This is a genomic window from Archangium primigenium (genome assembly GCF_016904885.1).
Taxonomy (GTDB): domain Bacteria; phylum Myxococcota; class Myxococcia; order Myxococcales; family Myxococcaceae; genus Cystobacter; species Cystobacter primigenius.
The window spans coordinates 2,341,816-2,354,704 of the sequence record NZ_JADWYI010000001.1; the positions used below are offsets into that span (position 1 = coordinate 2,341,816).

Here is a 12,889-nt window from a genome sequence, read left to right on the forward strand (position 1 = left end):
CTCACGACCCGCCGGCGCGACGGCGCCGGGCGGCGTAGGGCAGCACGAACAAATACAGCCCCGTGAACAGCAGCACGAGGAGCGGGGGCAGCGCCAGGAAGCCCACCCAGGTGGCCGTCGAGCCCCGGGCCAGCGCGACCATGTTGATGATGACGGCCACCGTGAAGGCCAGCGACAGCCAGCGGTGGGACTGCCTTATCCAGTGGTTCCAGTTCAAGACAGACTCCTGTCGATGCGAGCCGCGTGCGGCTCAGGGAATGCGCGGGAGCAGCTCGACGAGCCTTCCGCCCATCATCTTCCAGCCGTAGCGCGCGCCGCCGAAGTTCTGCTTCTGGTCCGGCTTGAAGCCCGCGTGCACGAGCGACAGGCGCGTGCCCGACGCCGTGGGCGTGAGCGTGAACGTCACGACCGTGTCCATGCCGCCGACGACCCACGTGTAGCTGATTCTCCTGGGCGCCTCGGACTCGAGCAGCCGGCAGTTCACGAGGCCATCCCACCCGGGCATGGGCGGCGCCTGGAACGTGAAGGCCGTCCCCGGCGCGAGCTGGAGCCCGGCGACGGGCAGCAGCCACTCCGCGAGCAGCTCGGGGATGGTGAGCGCGCGCCACACCTTCTCCGGGGGGTGGTGCAAATCGAAGTCGAACGAGAGGGTCGCCGTCTGCGCGGGATCGGTCTTGTCGGTGGGTGTCATTGGTCCATCTTGTCCAGCAGCTGCTCGAGGCGATCGACGCGCTCCGTCCAGAAGGCGCGGTAGTGCGAGATCCAATCCATGAGTGGTTTCATCCCGCGCGGCTCCACCCGGTAGAACACCCGGCGGCCCTCGCGCCGGCTGCTCACCATGCCGGCCTCCTTCAGCGCGGCCAGGTGCTGGGACACCGCGGGCTGAGAGATGGCGAAGCGCGCGGTGAGATCCTTCACCGCCGCTTCGCCCCGGGTGAGCGACTCGAAGATCGCGCGCCGGCTGGGGTCCGCCAATGCCTGGAAGATCTTGTTCTCGGCCTCGGCCGCGCTCTGCATGCACAACGAATAAGCCGAGGCTTATGGGTTGTCAAGCATGGGGCGCCGCGTGCGCCGCGTGGCCGTAGTCGGGCAGGTCGATCTTGTCCGCGGGCGGCGCCATCAGCTTGCCGAGGAGGTCGCGGATGCCGGGCTTCGTCGCGAGGTTGAGGACCCCACGCTGCAGCGCGATGCCGAAGCGCGTCCGGGGCTGGGCGATGCGCGGGCCCAGGCTCGGCACGTCCTGTCCCTGGTCGACGTAGGGCCGCAGGATGCGCTCGTAGGCGGCGAAGGCCTCGGCATGGTCGTCGTGACGCGACAGCTCGCCCGCCAGCACGTAGGCGCCGACCAGGCCCAGGCTCGTGCCCATGCCGCTGATGGGGGAGGGGGCGTAGGCCGCGTCGCCCACGAGCACGGTGCGGCCCTTGGACCAGTGGTCGAGCCGCACCTGGCCGATCATCTCGAAGTAGAAGTCGTCGGCCCGGGCGAGCCCTTCCAGCACGCGGGGCGTCTCCCAGCCTGCATCCGCGAAGCGCTCCGCCAGCATCCGCTTCTGCTCGTCGGGTGACAGCTTCTCGTAGCCGCAGGGCGCCTGCTGCAGGGTGAGCACGGCGTGCGTGTGGCCCCGCTTGTCCGGACGGAGGAACACGCTGCGTCCGCCCGGGGCGTTGTACCAACGCGCCAGCGCGCTGTCGTTCTCGCCCTTGGGGATGGTGAAGTAGCCCATGTAGAGATCGAGCGGCCGTCGCTGGGCGGCCTCTCCGAACACGAGCCGGCGCGTGGAGGAGCCAATCCCCTCGGCGGCGATGACGAGATCGAAGCGGCGCGGGCCGCCCTTCTTGAAGGTGACGGTGATTCCGTCCGCCTGGTCGTCCAGCGCCTCGATGGTGTCGCCGAAGAGGTACTCCGCGCCGCCGCGGCTGTGCTCATAGAGGATGCGCGCCAGGTCCCCCCGGAGGATCTCCAGCTCGGCGGTCGGGCCATTGCTCCCGAACGTCTCTTGATCGAACCGCGCCTCGACATGGTTGTCCGAGTCAACGAAGGCGATGCCCAGCTCGCCCGTGCCGGCCTCCATCGCCGTGCGCTCGAGCCCCATGCGCCGGAGCACCTCGCGGCCCGCGCCGCGCACGTCGATATTCTGGCCACTGTCCCGGAAGGCGGGGGCCCGCTCCAGGACGGTGACGGTCATTCCGAAGCGGTGCAGCCACCAGGCAAGGGTGGGACCCGCGATACTGGCGCCAGTGATGAGCACGGTGCGTGACATGGGCTTCTCCCGCGAGCGAATCCTCGCTCCGTCGGGATAACGGAACGTCGCGGAGGCGGAGCGCCAAAGTCATCCGCGACCCAGTGGGATAGCGCGGTGCGTGACACTGGATGCCTTTGTTCTCGTCGAGACAGTGAGAGGCATTCTTGTTATTCTCCACGCACTATCCAGGGAAGTCGGTTTTGACACCTCTGCTTGGAGGTGCACCGACGCAAGGGCTCCACGGAGCCCGGAGGGGAGCGCGCGATCCATGTGCCAGAAGCTCTGTGGAAACCAGTCGACCCATGAGGGCGAGCCCGTGAAGGCCGAGCCGTCCCGACGCGACTTCCTCTCGGCGGGGGCGTCCGTGCTCGGCGCCGCGGCGATCTCCACGGCGGCCACGCCGGCGCGGGCGTCGTCCGCGCAGGGGGAGCAGACGCCGCCCCCCGAGACCGGTGCTCCGTCCCGGCGCTACCTGCTGCGGGGCGGCGCGGTGCTCAGCATGGATCCCCAGGTGGGCAACTTCGCCCAGGGGGACGTGCTCATCGAGGGCAAGCGGATCGTGGCGGTGGGGGCGCGCCTGCAGGCGCCCGGCGCGGAGATCATCGACGCCTCGGGCACCATCGTCATGCCGGGCTTCGTCGACACCCACCACCACCAGTACCAGACCGCGCTGCGCAGCTACCTGTCGGACGGCCTGCTGTCCGACGACGGGCTGCCCCACGGCGAGAAGAACTACCTCGACTACATCCACACCCGCATCACCCCGGTGTTCCGGCCGGAGGACGCCTACCTCGCCGAGCTCGTCGCGTCGCTCAGCCAGCTCGACGCGGGCGTGACCACGGTCGTGGACACGTCCCAGGTGGGTCACTCCCGACAGCACACCGACGCGGTCATCCGGGGGCTCCAGGACGCGGGTCGACGCGCGGTCTTCGTGTATTCACCCGGAGTGGGCCCCCAGAACATCTTCCCCCGGGATCTCCCGCGGATCCGGAGTCAGTACTTCTCCTCCACGGACCAGCTCTTGACCCTGGCCATGGGCGGCGAGGTGTTCGACCCCGCGTTCCGGACCTACTGGGCGCTCGGGCGCCAGAACAACCTGCCCATCGTGACGCACCTGGTTGGCGCGCTGGGTCAAGAGACGCTCGTGGAGCAGCTGGACAGCGAGCGCCTGCTGGGCCCGGACCTCGAGTTCATCCACGCCACGCGCCTCTCGGAGCGCTCCTGGCGGGCCATCGCCCGCGCGGGCGTGGGCATCTCGGTCGCCGCGCCCATCGAGATGACCATGCGGCACGGCATGCCGCCGCTCCAGGCCGCGCTCGACCATGGGGTCCAGCCCTCGCTGAGCACGGACGTGGAGTGCACCATGGCGGCGGACTTCTTCACCCAGATGCGCACGGTCTTCACGCTGCAGCGGGCGCTCATCAACGAGCGGGCGCTCAACGGCGAGCAGAACCTGCCCGAGCTGCTCACCTGCCGGGACGTCATCCGCTTCGCCACGGTGGAGGGGGCCCGCGTGGCCCGGCTGTCCCACAAGATTGGCTCGCTGACGCCGGGCAAGGAGGCCGACATCCTCATGCTGCGCGCGGACACCCTCAACGTGGCCCCGCTCAACAACGTGCCGGGGGCGGTCGTCACGCTGATGGACCGCAGCAACGTGGACACGGTCATCGTCGCGGGGCGGATCCGCAAGTGGAAGGGCGCGCTCCTGGACGTGAACTGGCCGAGCCTCCTGCGCTCGCTCGAGGCATCCCGGGATTACCTGCTCCGGGCCGCGGGCGTTCCGCGGGCGCTCTTCTAGCGAGCGGACCCGGAGAAAGTTGCACACGCCCGGGACAGGCGGTGGACTCGCTCCATGTTGAACCTTCCTGGCTACACGCTGCGCCGTCCCATTCGCGCCACCGACTCGAACCTGTTGTTCCAGGCGGTGCGCGAGGTGGATGCCGCGCCGGTCATCATCAAGACGCCGGCGGGCGCCAGCGTGGGCCCGGGCGAGGAGGAGCGCTACCGCCGGGAGCACGGCATCCTGCGGCGGCTGCTCGGCGTGCGGGGCGTCACCCGGCCCCAGGGGTGCGAGCGGGTCAACAACCGCCCCGTCCTGGTCCTGGAGGAGGTGCAGGGCGTGGCCCTGTCGGAGGCGGTGGGGCGGCCCTTCGAGCTCGCGCGCTTCCTGGAGCTGGCCGTGGCCCTGACGTCCACGCTGGCGGAGATCCACCTCCGGGGCGTCATCCACAAGGACCTCAAGCCCTCCAACATCATCGTCCTGCCCTCGGGCGAGCCGCGCATCATCGACTTCGGGGCCGCCACGCTGCAGCGCACCGAGCACGTGGACGTGGCCCAGACGCACCTCATCGAGGGGACGCTGGCCTACATGTCCCCGGAGCAGACCGGGCGCATGAACCGCTCGGTGGACTACCGCACCGACTTCTACTCGCTGGGCGTGACGTTCTACGAGCTGCTCACCGGGGCCCGGCCGTTCCAGGGGCGGGACGCGCTCGAGTGGTTCCACGCGCACATGGCCCAGATGCCGAGGCCGCCGCACGAGCTGGTGGCCAGCGTGCCGCCCGTGCTGTCCGCGATCGTCATGCGCTGCCTGGCCAAGGTCGCGGAGGACCGCTACCAGAGCGCCGAGGGGCTGCGGCACGACCTGGCGGAGTGCGTGGAGGGCCTGCGCCGGGGGGCCCTGGAGTCCTTCGTGCTGGGCAAGCGGGACATCCCCAGCCGGTTCCAGCTCCCCCAGCGGCTCTACGGGCGCGAGGCCCACGTCGCCACCCTGCTCCAGGGCTTCGAGCGGATCGTCGGGGGCGGCAGGCCCGAGCTCATGCTGGTGCGCGGCTACTCCGGCATCGGCAAGTCGTCGGTGGTGCACGAGCTGCTCAAGCCCGTGGTCCAGCGGCGCGGCTTCTTCCTGAGCGGCAAGTTCGATCAGCTCCAGCGGGACGTGCCCTACGCCACCCTGGCCCAGGCCATCCGGGGCCTGGTGCGCCAGTTGCTCGCGGGCACCGATGAGGAGGTAGCCCGCTGGCGCGAGCGCCTGGACGAGGCCCTGCGGGGCAACGGCCAGGTCCTCATGGAGCTGATTCCGCAATTGGTGCTGCTCATGGGTCCGCAGCCCGCGGTGCCGGAGCTGCCGCCCGCCGAGTCACAGCGCCGCTTCACGCAGGTGTTCCTGCAGTTCCTCGGCGTCTTCGCCACCGTCGAGCATCCGCTCGTCATGTTCCTGGACGACCTGCAATGGGCGGATCTGGCCAGCCTGCGACTCCTGCGGGCGCTGCTCACCGAGGACGAGGCGCCGCCGGCGCTGTGGATCGGCGCCTACCGGGACAACGAGGTCAGCCCCTCCCATCCGCTGATGATGATGCTCGGCGAGGTGCACGAGGCGAAGGTCCGGGTGACCGGGCTCCAGCTCGAGCCGCTGAGCCTGGTGCAGCTCCAGGAACTCGTGGGCGATGCGCTCCCGGGCGCGGGGGCGGAGCTCGTCGTGCCGCTGGCGGAGCAGGTGCACCAGAAGACGGGCGGCAATCCCTTCTTCCTCCTGCAGTTGATGCAGGCGCTGCACCACGATGGCCTGCTGCTGCGCACGAGCGGGGGCGGCTGGCGGTGGGATGCCGAGGGCGTCCGGTCCCGGGGCTACTCGGACAACATCGTCGACTTCATGGCGCGCAACCTCCACCAGTTGCCCGTGAGCACCCAGCGCCTGCTGCCCCTGGCGGCGTGTGTGGGCAACGTCTTCTCGCTCGGACTGCTGGCGCTCGTCGCCGGCCTGTCGGTGGACGAGGTGGAGCGGGGCCTGGAGCCGGCGCTCCAGGAGGGCCTGGTGGTGCGCGGGGAGCTGGAGCAGTACCGGTTCCTGCATGACCGCATCCAGCAGGCGGCGCACTCGCTCATCCCCGAGTCCGAGCGCGAGGCGGTCCACCTGCGCATCGGGCGCCTGTTGCTCGAGCGGCTGTCGGCGGAGAAGGTGCGCGAGAAGCTCTTCGAGATCGTGAGCCAGCTCAACGTCGGGGTGGGGCGCATCCAGGAGCCCGGGGAGCGCCACCGGCTCGCGCGCCTGAACGCCGAGGCGGGTGGGAAGGCCCGGGCCTCGAGCGCGCACGGCTCGGCCGCCGCCTACCTCGCCATGGCCTTCTCGCTCATCCCGGGTGACCCCTGGGAGACGGACCCGTCGCTGGCCTTCCAGGTGCGGCTGGATCGGGCGAGCAGTGAGCTCATGAGCGGCCAGCTCGCCGAGGCCCGCCGCCTCCTGGAGGACCTGTGCGCCCGGGCCGGGAGCCGCGCGGACATCGCCGCCGCGCACAGCCTGCGGCACGAGGTGCACCTGCTCTCCGGCGAGATCGAGGCCTCGGTCCACTGCCTCCTGGCGGGCCTGTCCCGGCTGGGCATGCCCATGTCCCCGCACCCCTCCTGGGAGGAGGCCGTGGCGGCCCGGGAGGAGGTCCAGGCGCTGCTCGGCGACCGCGCCATCGAGAGCCTCGTCGAGCTGCCGTTGATGACGGACGCGGACATGAAGCCGGTGATGCGCCTGTTGGGCCGCCTCTTCCCGTCCGCCTACTTCACCGACAACAACCTGCTCATCCTGCACGTCTGCCGGATGGTCTCGCTGAGCCTGCGCTACGGCCACACCCCCGAGTCGGCGATCGGCTACAGCTCGCTCGGCATCCTGCTCGGCACCTTCTTCAAGAGCTACCAGGAGGGCTACGCCTATGGCGTGCTCGCTCGCGCGGTCGTGGACCGGCACGAGCTGACCCTGGAGCGGGTCCGGGTGCTCTTCAACCTGGAGATGATCAGCTACTGGTGCCGGCCCCTGGCCGAGGCGCACGCGCACGCGCTGAGTGCCTTCGAGCACGCGGTGCAGTGCAACGACTACCTGTTCGCCTGCTACATCGTGGGCCACGTCGTCTGGAACCGGCAGGCGATGGGGCAGCCCCTGGACGACGTCTACCCGGACGCGGTGGCGCGCATGGACTTCATGCGCAAGACGGGCTTCGTGGGCGTGGTGGACACGACGCTCATCGTCCTGCGCTACATGCAGCAGCTGCGGGGGCTCTCGCCCACGTTCGGGACGCTGGACGGGGAGGGGTTCGACGAGAAGGCCCTCGAGGCCTCGCTGTCGCCGGCCCACATGAGCAGCATGGTGTGCCAGTACTGGCTCTCCAAGATGCAGGCGCGCTTCATGTGTGGCTCCTACGCGGAGGCCCGGGAGGCGGGAGACAAGGCGGCGGCGTTCGCCTGGTCCTTCATCGGCATCATCCCGCTGGTGGACTTCCACCTCTTCCGGGCCCTCTCGCTGCTCGCGTGCTGCGAGGGCGCGGCGGACGAGGAGCGGCGGCGCTACCTGGAGACCGCCGAGGGGCACTGGCGCCAGCTCGTGGAGTGGGCGGACAACTGTCCGGAGACCTTCCGCGCGCCCGAGCGGCTCGTCTTCGCGGAGCGGGAGCGGGTCCTCGGCCGGCTGGAGCACGTGCTCCCCGCGTACGAGGAGGCCCTGGGCGCGGCCCGCGACCACGGCTTCCTGCAGCACCTGGCGCTGGTGTGCGAGCGGGCGGCGGGCTTCTACCGCGCGCAGCGGGCCCCCTTCATCGCGGAGGCCTACGCGCGTCAGGCCCGGGAGGCGTGCCTGCGGTGGGGCGCGCACGGCAAGGTCCGGCAACTGGAGGCCCTGTGGCCCGCCCTGGTGAGCCCGGTGGTCCCCGACAGCACCGCCACCTCGTCCTCCTCGTCGGAGTCCCGGGAGATCGACGCGCTCGCCATGGTCAAGGCCCAGCAGGCCATCTCCAGCGAGATCGTCCTCGAGCGGCTGGTGTCCACGCTGATGCGGGTCGCCACCGAGAGCGCGGGGGCCCAGCGGGGCGCCCTGCTGCTGCCGCGCGGTGACAAGCTCGTGCTCGTGGCCGACACGGAGTCCGGCGCGGGCGGCCCGCCGACCGCCTCGCACGAGCTGGAGGAGGCCCGCCTGCCCTGGACGATCGTCTCCTATGTCCGACGCACGCGCGAGCCCGTGCTCATCGGCGACGCCAAGGCGCCGCATTCCTTCGCGGGCGAGCCCTATCTCGCGCGCAGCGGCGCCCGGTCCGTGCTCTGCCTGCCCCTGCTGCGCCAGGAGTCGTTGTCGGGCGTGATGTACCTGGAGAACCGGTTCGCCTCCGGGGCGTTCACCCCGGAGCGCATCCTGCTGCTCGGGCAGCTCGCCTCCCAGGCCGCCATCTCCATCGAGAACGCGCGGCTGTACGCCGAGTTGCAGCGCACCGAGGCCGCCCTGCGCGGCGTCAACGACGGGCTGGAGCGGCGGGTGGAGGAGCGCACGCGGGAGCTCAAGCAGGCCCAGTCGCAGCTGGTGGACACGGCGCGGGCGGCGGGCATGGCCGAGGTCGCCTCGGACGTGCTGCACAACGTGGGCAATGTCCTCACCAGCGCCGTCATCAACCTGGATCAGATGCGCCTGGGCGTGGCGACCTCGCGCTTCGACCGGGCCGCGCAGCTCTCCTCGCTGCTCAAGGCGCACCAGGAGGACCTGGTGGGCTTCCTCACGCGCGACCCCCGGGGCCGCGTCCTGCCCGACTACCTCCTGGCCCTCACCGAGGAGCTCCGCCACGAGCGCACCCAGCTCCAGACGAACCTGAACGAGATGGGCCTGCACCTCGAGCACATCCACGCCATCATCCGGGTGCAGCAGGACTACGCCCGGACGTCCCTCATCCTCGGGGATTGGGATCTCGCCCAGCTCATCGAGGACAGCCTGCGCATCCAGCTGTCCGCCCTGCAGCGCCATGGGGTCTCCGTGACGCAGGAGTTCGCCGCCGTCCCCAAGACGCAGGTGGACAAACACAAGGTGTTGCAGATCCTCATCAACCTCTTGAGCAACGCCAAGGACGCCATGGCCGAGGTGCCCGAGGGCCAGCGTCACCTGTGCATGCGGCTGTCGGCCGAGGAGGGGGTGGCCCGCATCCAGGTGGTGGACAGCGGCAAGGGCTTCACGCAGGAGCTGCACAAGCAACTCTTCGCGCTCGGCTTCACCACCCGCAAGGAGGGGCACGGCTTTGGCCTGCACTCCAGCGCGCTGGCGGCCCAGGTGATGGGCGGACGCCTGCTGCTGGAGAGCGAGGGGCCCGGCAAGGGCGCCACGGCCACGCTCGAGCTTCCGCTCTCCCCCGTGTCCTGAGGGCCCGCTCCGCGGAGCGCGGGCGCTCAGTTCTCGCGCAGGTGCTGGACGCCGAACCAGATCAGCAGGGCCAGCGCCACCGCGCAGACCCCGAACATCACCCGCGCGAGCAACCACAGGCCCCGCGACGACCTCTCGGCCGCGCGCACGAGGTCCTGCTGGGTCCCGCTGAAGACGCGCTGGGCCTTCACCTCGGGCGTGTCCCCGGTGTTCACCAGCGTGCCCAGGATGACGACCCGCTCCCCCGCCTTGAAGCCGGTGTACCAGCGCTCCCTCGTCCCGAGCAGGCCCGTGGCGCTGGCGTCTCCCTCCCGGACGCCCTTCCACGAGGTGGCTCCCCACTCGTCCACGTCGTTCTCGGGGGCCGGCGTCGCCGCGCCGATCTGGTAGTCCGTGTTGCTCACGCGGACCCCGCCGGTGGCGGTCTCCACCCGGAGCTCCGGCGTGGCGCGCCGCGCTTCCCGCCAGTGGGTCTTGCGCCGACGGCTGCTGGTGCCGCTGAACCTCTTCTTGTACGGCTCGTACTCGAGATACGCCACGTAGTCGCGGAAGAGCACGGCGTTGTCCTGCGCCAGCGTGCCGCCCACCAGCACGGGATCTCCCGGCGCGAGCCGGTTCAAGGTGGCGGTGTCCCAGACGTCCAGGGCCCGCGCCACCCGGCCTTCCTTCCGGGACTTGCTCGAGGCGAGCCCGGTGCCAATCCCCACCGCTCCGGACACCAGGGCCACCAACCCCACCATCAACAAGCCGCGCCCGGATCTCAAATCGTCGAGGGTCATCGCCAGGGACGATGCCACATCGCGGCGCGGGACGACGGGCTCACGGCGTTTGGTTCATGCTCTTGGGGACGAGCGGCTTGACGACCACCCGCAGGGCGCCGTCCCGCGCGACGCAGGTGGCCTCCTCGGCGGGCACCTCCCGCACGGGGTTGAGCGTCTCGGGGCGCGCGAACTTCAGCGGGCTGGTGGCCAGCAGGCGCTCCTGCTTCTTGCCCGAGTCGCTGTCGCTGTAGAGCACGCTCAGGGCCCTCGCGGGCCCGGGCAGCGTCACCTTGAGCCGGTAGCCCACGAGCGCCTTGCCCTCGCGCACCTCCACCTTCTCCACGCCGAGCGGCTGGGCGGGCGCGCCGTGGGCGGGGAAGACCTGGTCGTCCGCGATGCGGATGCCCCACTGCACGGCCTGCTGCTCGGCGCCGGGCGCGGCGCACGTGTTCAGCTCCTCGGGCGGTGTCGTGCCCAGCCACAGTTCCACGTGGTCATCCGCGAGCCACTTCTTGCCCGGACCCGTCCACCGGTCGTCCCGCACCTCGATGATCACGGTGTCCGGCGCGACCAGCAGCGCCTTGAGCTCGTCGTCCCGAATGGGGCCCTTGCCGCCCAGGACGAGGAACCGCGCGGCGAGGGCGCAGTCGCCCATGCCCGTGCGCTTCCAGCCCTCCTTCACGTAGGCCGCGTCCATCGCGACCCGGGGCAGCAGGGGCAGCGTCAGCGTCTCCTTCCCATAGGGGCTTGGTGCCGCCTCCGCGTCCTCTTCGCAGTCGGGGGCGGAGACCTCCACCGTGCCCCGGAGCCGCCACGCCTCCCAAGTGCGCTCCGTCGTCTGATCCGGGCTCCCGGCGAAGAAGCTGCGCTCGTTGCGCTTGAGCTCCTCCAGCGGCGAGAGCTGGAGCGTGCGCGTCTCCGTCCACCGCTGGCCGGCGCCCCCGAAACGCGTGTGGGTGATGCGGTTGCTGCCCACCTCCACGGAGTCCTCGCCGATGCCCGAGGCCCCGTACCCGTCATTGCACAAGGCGAGCAGGAGCTGGGTCACCTTGCCCCCGCGCAGCAGCCAGTACTCCTCGGCCTCGCACTGCCCGTTGGCCCGGTCGCCTTCCTCCTGACGGCCGCCGCCGAACTTCGCCTCCGCGGCGTCCTGCACGTCGGAGATCTTCGCCCACCCGAGCGACAGGTGTTTCACCTGGAGGGACTGGCCCTGCGCGTCCTTGCCCGCGGCGAGCGTCTCGGACAGCTCACAGGGCGCGCGGTTGACGCACAGGGGGTCGGGCGTGGCACCGGACGCGGCGTTCAGCCAATAGAGCAGGGGCAGCAGGGAGGCGGACATGGTCCGCGCCATCCTACGGGTCGAGCGCGCACCCGAGGAAGACCGTGCCCGCGAGCGGCGTGTCGTAGTACGGCGGGATGGGCCGGAAGCCCGCCTCCCGGTAGAGCGCGAGCGCCGCGTCCATGGTGGGCAGGGTGTCCAGGCGCATCTCGCGGTAGCCGCGCCGTGAAGCCTCCTGGAGGATGGCCGTCACCAACGCCCGGCCCAGCCCGAGTCCTCGCGCGTCGGGCGAGACGTAGAGTCGTTTCATCTCACAGCACCCCGCCTCGCCCAGGGGCCGCAGCGCGACGCAGCCCAGGGGCTGACCCTGGGGCGTCCGCGCGAGCAGCAGCTCCCCGGCCGGGGGCGCGTACTTGCCGGGCAGGTTCGCCAGCTCCGCCGCGAAGTCCTGGAAGGACAGGTCGATGCCGAGCGCGGCCGTGTAGGCCTCGAACAGGCGCGCCACGTCCGCGAGCTCCGGGGCGGTCCGCACGGGCACGATGTGGAAGGCGGCGTCTGTCATGGCGGGACTCTGCCATGGCGACCTCGCCGGGCGCGGGCTCCGTTGATCAGCGGATGGATGGCCCCGAGCGGCGATGGAAGCCGCGGGAAGCGCCAGTACGCTGCGCGCCCATGAACGACCGAAGCATCCACCGGAAGCGTCTGGGCCTGGCTTTCGCGGCCGCGGCTGTCTTGACGTTCGTGATGGGCTGCGGGGCGCACGCTCCCGGAGCGGGGCCCTCGCCGGAGAAGGCCCCCGTCGCGATGGCCGGGCAGCGCGTCTACCCGACCACGCCCGACGAGGCCGAGACGCTCAAGAAGAATGGCAGCGCCTGGAGCAACGCGGAGATCCGCGAGTACTACCTCCAGCTCGCGGGCTCGGTCGACACCTCCGACGCGCAGTGGAAGCAGCAGGGGCTGTCCCCCGAGGAGCGCGCCAGGCGGGCGTACGAGGTGCGCCACAACGCACGCGTCACCACCCGGGCGATGATGGGCGACCCGCGCGAGGTCGAGGACCTGCGGGCCCGGGACCGGGAGAAGTACGGCAACCCCGATGGCCCCACCTTCGCGCAGCTCGTCGAGAACCAGCGCAAGAAGGGCCTGGAAGGGGACGCCGTCTACGAGGCCATCGTGGACAGCGCCCAGCGTACCCATAAGGAGACCAACGAGAAGTTCAAGCTCGAGGGGTCGAAGTGACCGGACCCGCCCGGCCGAGCACCCGTCACGTCCTCTGGCACCCGGGCCCGAGCGCCGGGGTGCCGTATGAGGCCGAGGTCGAGGGTCGGCGCTGGCAGGTCCAGGTGAACGACTTCCCGGCGGAGGCGCTCTACACCCTGCTCATCGAGGGGTCGCCCGCCGAGCAGCTCGAGGCCTGGCCGGAGACGTGGATCCGGCCCGCCCCGAGGTGAATC

Annotated in this window: 11 protein-coding genes; 4 read left to right on the forward strand and 7 right to left on the reverse strand. The window is 70.9% G+C overall.

Annotation, left to right across the window (positions count from 1 at the left end; genetic code table 11):
• Position 1: 1 nt before the first annotated feature.
• From I3V78_RS09980 to I3V78_RS09995, 4 genes are read right to left on the reverse strand one after another with little or no spacing between them, the layout of a single operon-like run.
• Positions 2-217, reverse strand: coding sequence for a hypothetical protein (locus I3V78_RS09980; protein ID WP_204486431.1), 216 nt, complete (start codon positions 215-217; stop codon positions 2-4).
• 33 nt (positions 218-250) lie between these two features.
• On the reverse strand, positions 251-691 hold the full coding sequence (locus I3V78_RS09985; RefSeq protein ID WP_204486433.1) for an SRPBCC family protein: 441 nt from the start codon (positions 689-691) through the stop codon (positions 251-253).
• A complete protein-coding gene (locus tag I3V78_RS09990; protein ID WP_204486435.1) occupies positions 688-1,017 on the reverse strand; it encodes an ArsR/SmtB family transcription factor in 330 nt (109 codons plus the stop codon). The genes I3V78_RS09985 and I3V78_RS09990 overlap by 4 nt, the downstream gene beginning before the upstream one ends.
• A gap of 31 nt (positions 1,018-1,048) precedes the next feature.
• The gene (locus I3V78_RS09995; protein ID WP_204486438.1) at positions 1,049-2,260 is read right to left on the reverse strand and encodes an FAD-dependent monooxygenase; all 1,212 of its coding nucleotides are present in this window, start codon (positions 2,258-2,260) and stop codon (positions 1,049-1,051) included.
• Between the two features lie 250 nt (positions 2,261-2,510).
• Between I3V78_RS09995 and I3V78_RS10000 the strand changes: the two genes are divergently transcribed.
• Positions 2,511-4,040, forward strand: a complete 1,530-nt coding sequence (locus I3V78_RS10000; RefSeq protein ID WP_204486446.1) for an amidohydrolase family protein — start codon at positions 2,511-2,513, stop codon at positions 4,038-4,040.
• A 54-nt stretch (positions 4,041-4,094) separates the two neighbouring features.
• Positions 4,095-9,398 (forward strand): trifunctional serine/threonine-protein kinase/ATP-binding protein/sensor histidine kinase, encoded by a 5,304-nt coding sequence (locus I3V78_RS10005; RefSeq protein WP_204486449.1) that lies wholly within the window; start codon positions 4,095-4,097, stop codon positions 9,396-9,398.
• Positions 9,399-9,424: 26 nt separating this feature from the next.
• On the opposite strand, the gene I3V78_RS10010 is transcribed toward I3V78_RS10005, so the two are convergent.
• Genes I3V78_RS10010 through I3V78_RS10020 form a run of 3 tightly spaced genes read right to left on the reverse strand, consistent with a single transcriptional unit; the run spans position 9,425 to position 12,000 of the window.
• On the reverse strand, positions 9,425-10,177 hold the full coding sequence (locus tag I3V78_RS10010; RefSeq protein WP_204486451.1) for a hypothetical protein: 753 nt from the start codon (positions 10,175-10,177) through the stop codon (positions 9,425-9,427).
• 40 nt (positions 10,178-10,217) lie between these two features.
• Positions 10,218-11,498 (reverse strand): hypothetical protein, encoded by a 1,281-nt coding sequence (locus tag I3V78_RS10015; protein WP_204486454.1) that lies wholly within the window; start codon positions 11,496-11,498, stop codon positions 10,218-10,220.
• Between the two features lie 13 nt (positions 11,499-11,511).
• Positions 11,512-12,000, reverse strand: a complete 489-nt coding sequence (locus I3V78_RS10020; protein WP_204486456.1) for a GNAT family N-acetyltransferase — start codon at positions 11,998-12,000, stop codon at positions 11,512-11,514.
• Between the two features lie 110 nt (positions 12,001-12,110).
• Between I3V78_RS10020 and I3V78_RS39115 the strand changes: the two genes are divergently transcribed.
• Both I3V78_RS39115 and I3V78_RS10030 read left to right on the forward strand, forming a co-directional pair.
• Positions 12,111-12,674 carry a flagellar basal body L-ring protein FlgH gene (locus I3V78_RS39115; RefSeq protein WP_239576374.1) on the forward strand — a complete coding sequence of 188 codons (564 nt, stop codon included), beginning with the start codon at positions 12,111-12,113 and terminating at the stop codon, positions 12,672-12,674.
• A complete protein-coding gene (locus I3V78_RS10030; protein WP_204486459.1) occupies positions 12,671-12,886 on the forward strand; it encodes a hypothetical protein in 216 nt (71 codons plus the stop codon). The genes I3V78_RS39115 and I3V78_RS10030 overlap by 4 nt, the downstream gene beginning before the upstream one ends.
• The last annotated feature ends 3 nt before the right edge of the window (positions 12,887-12,889 follow it).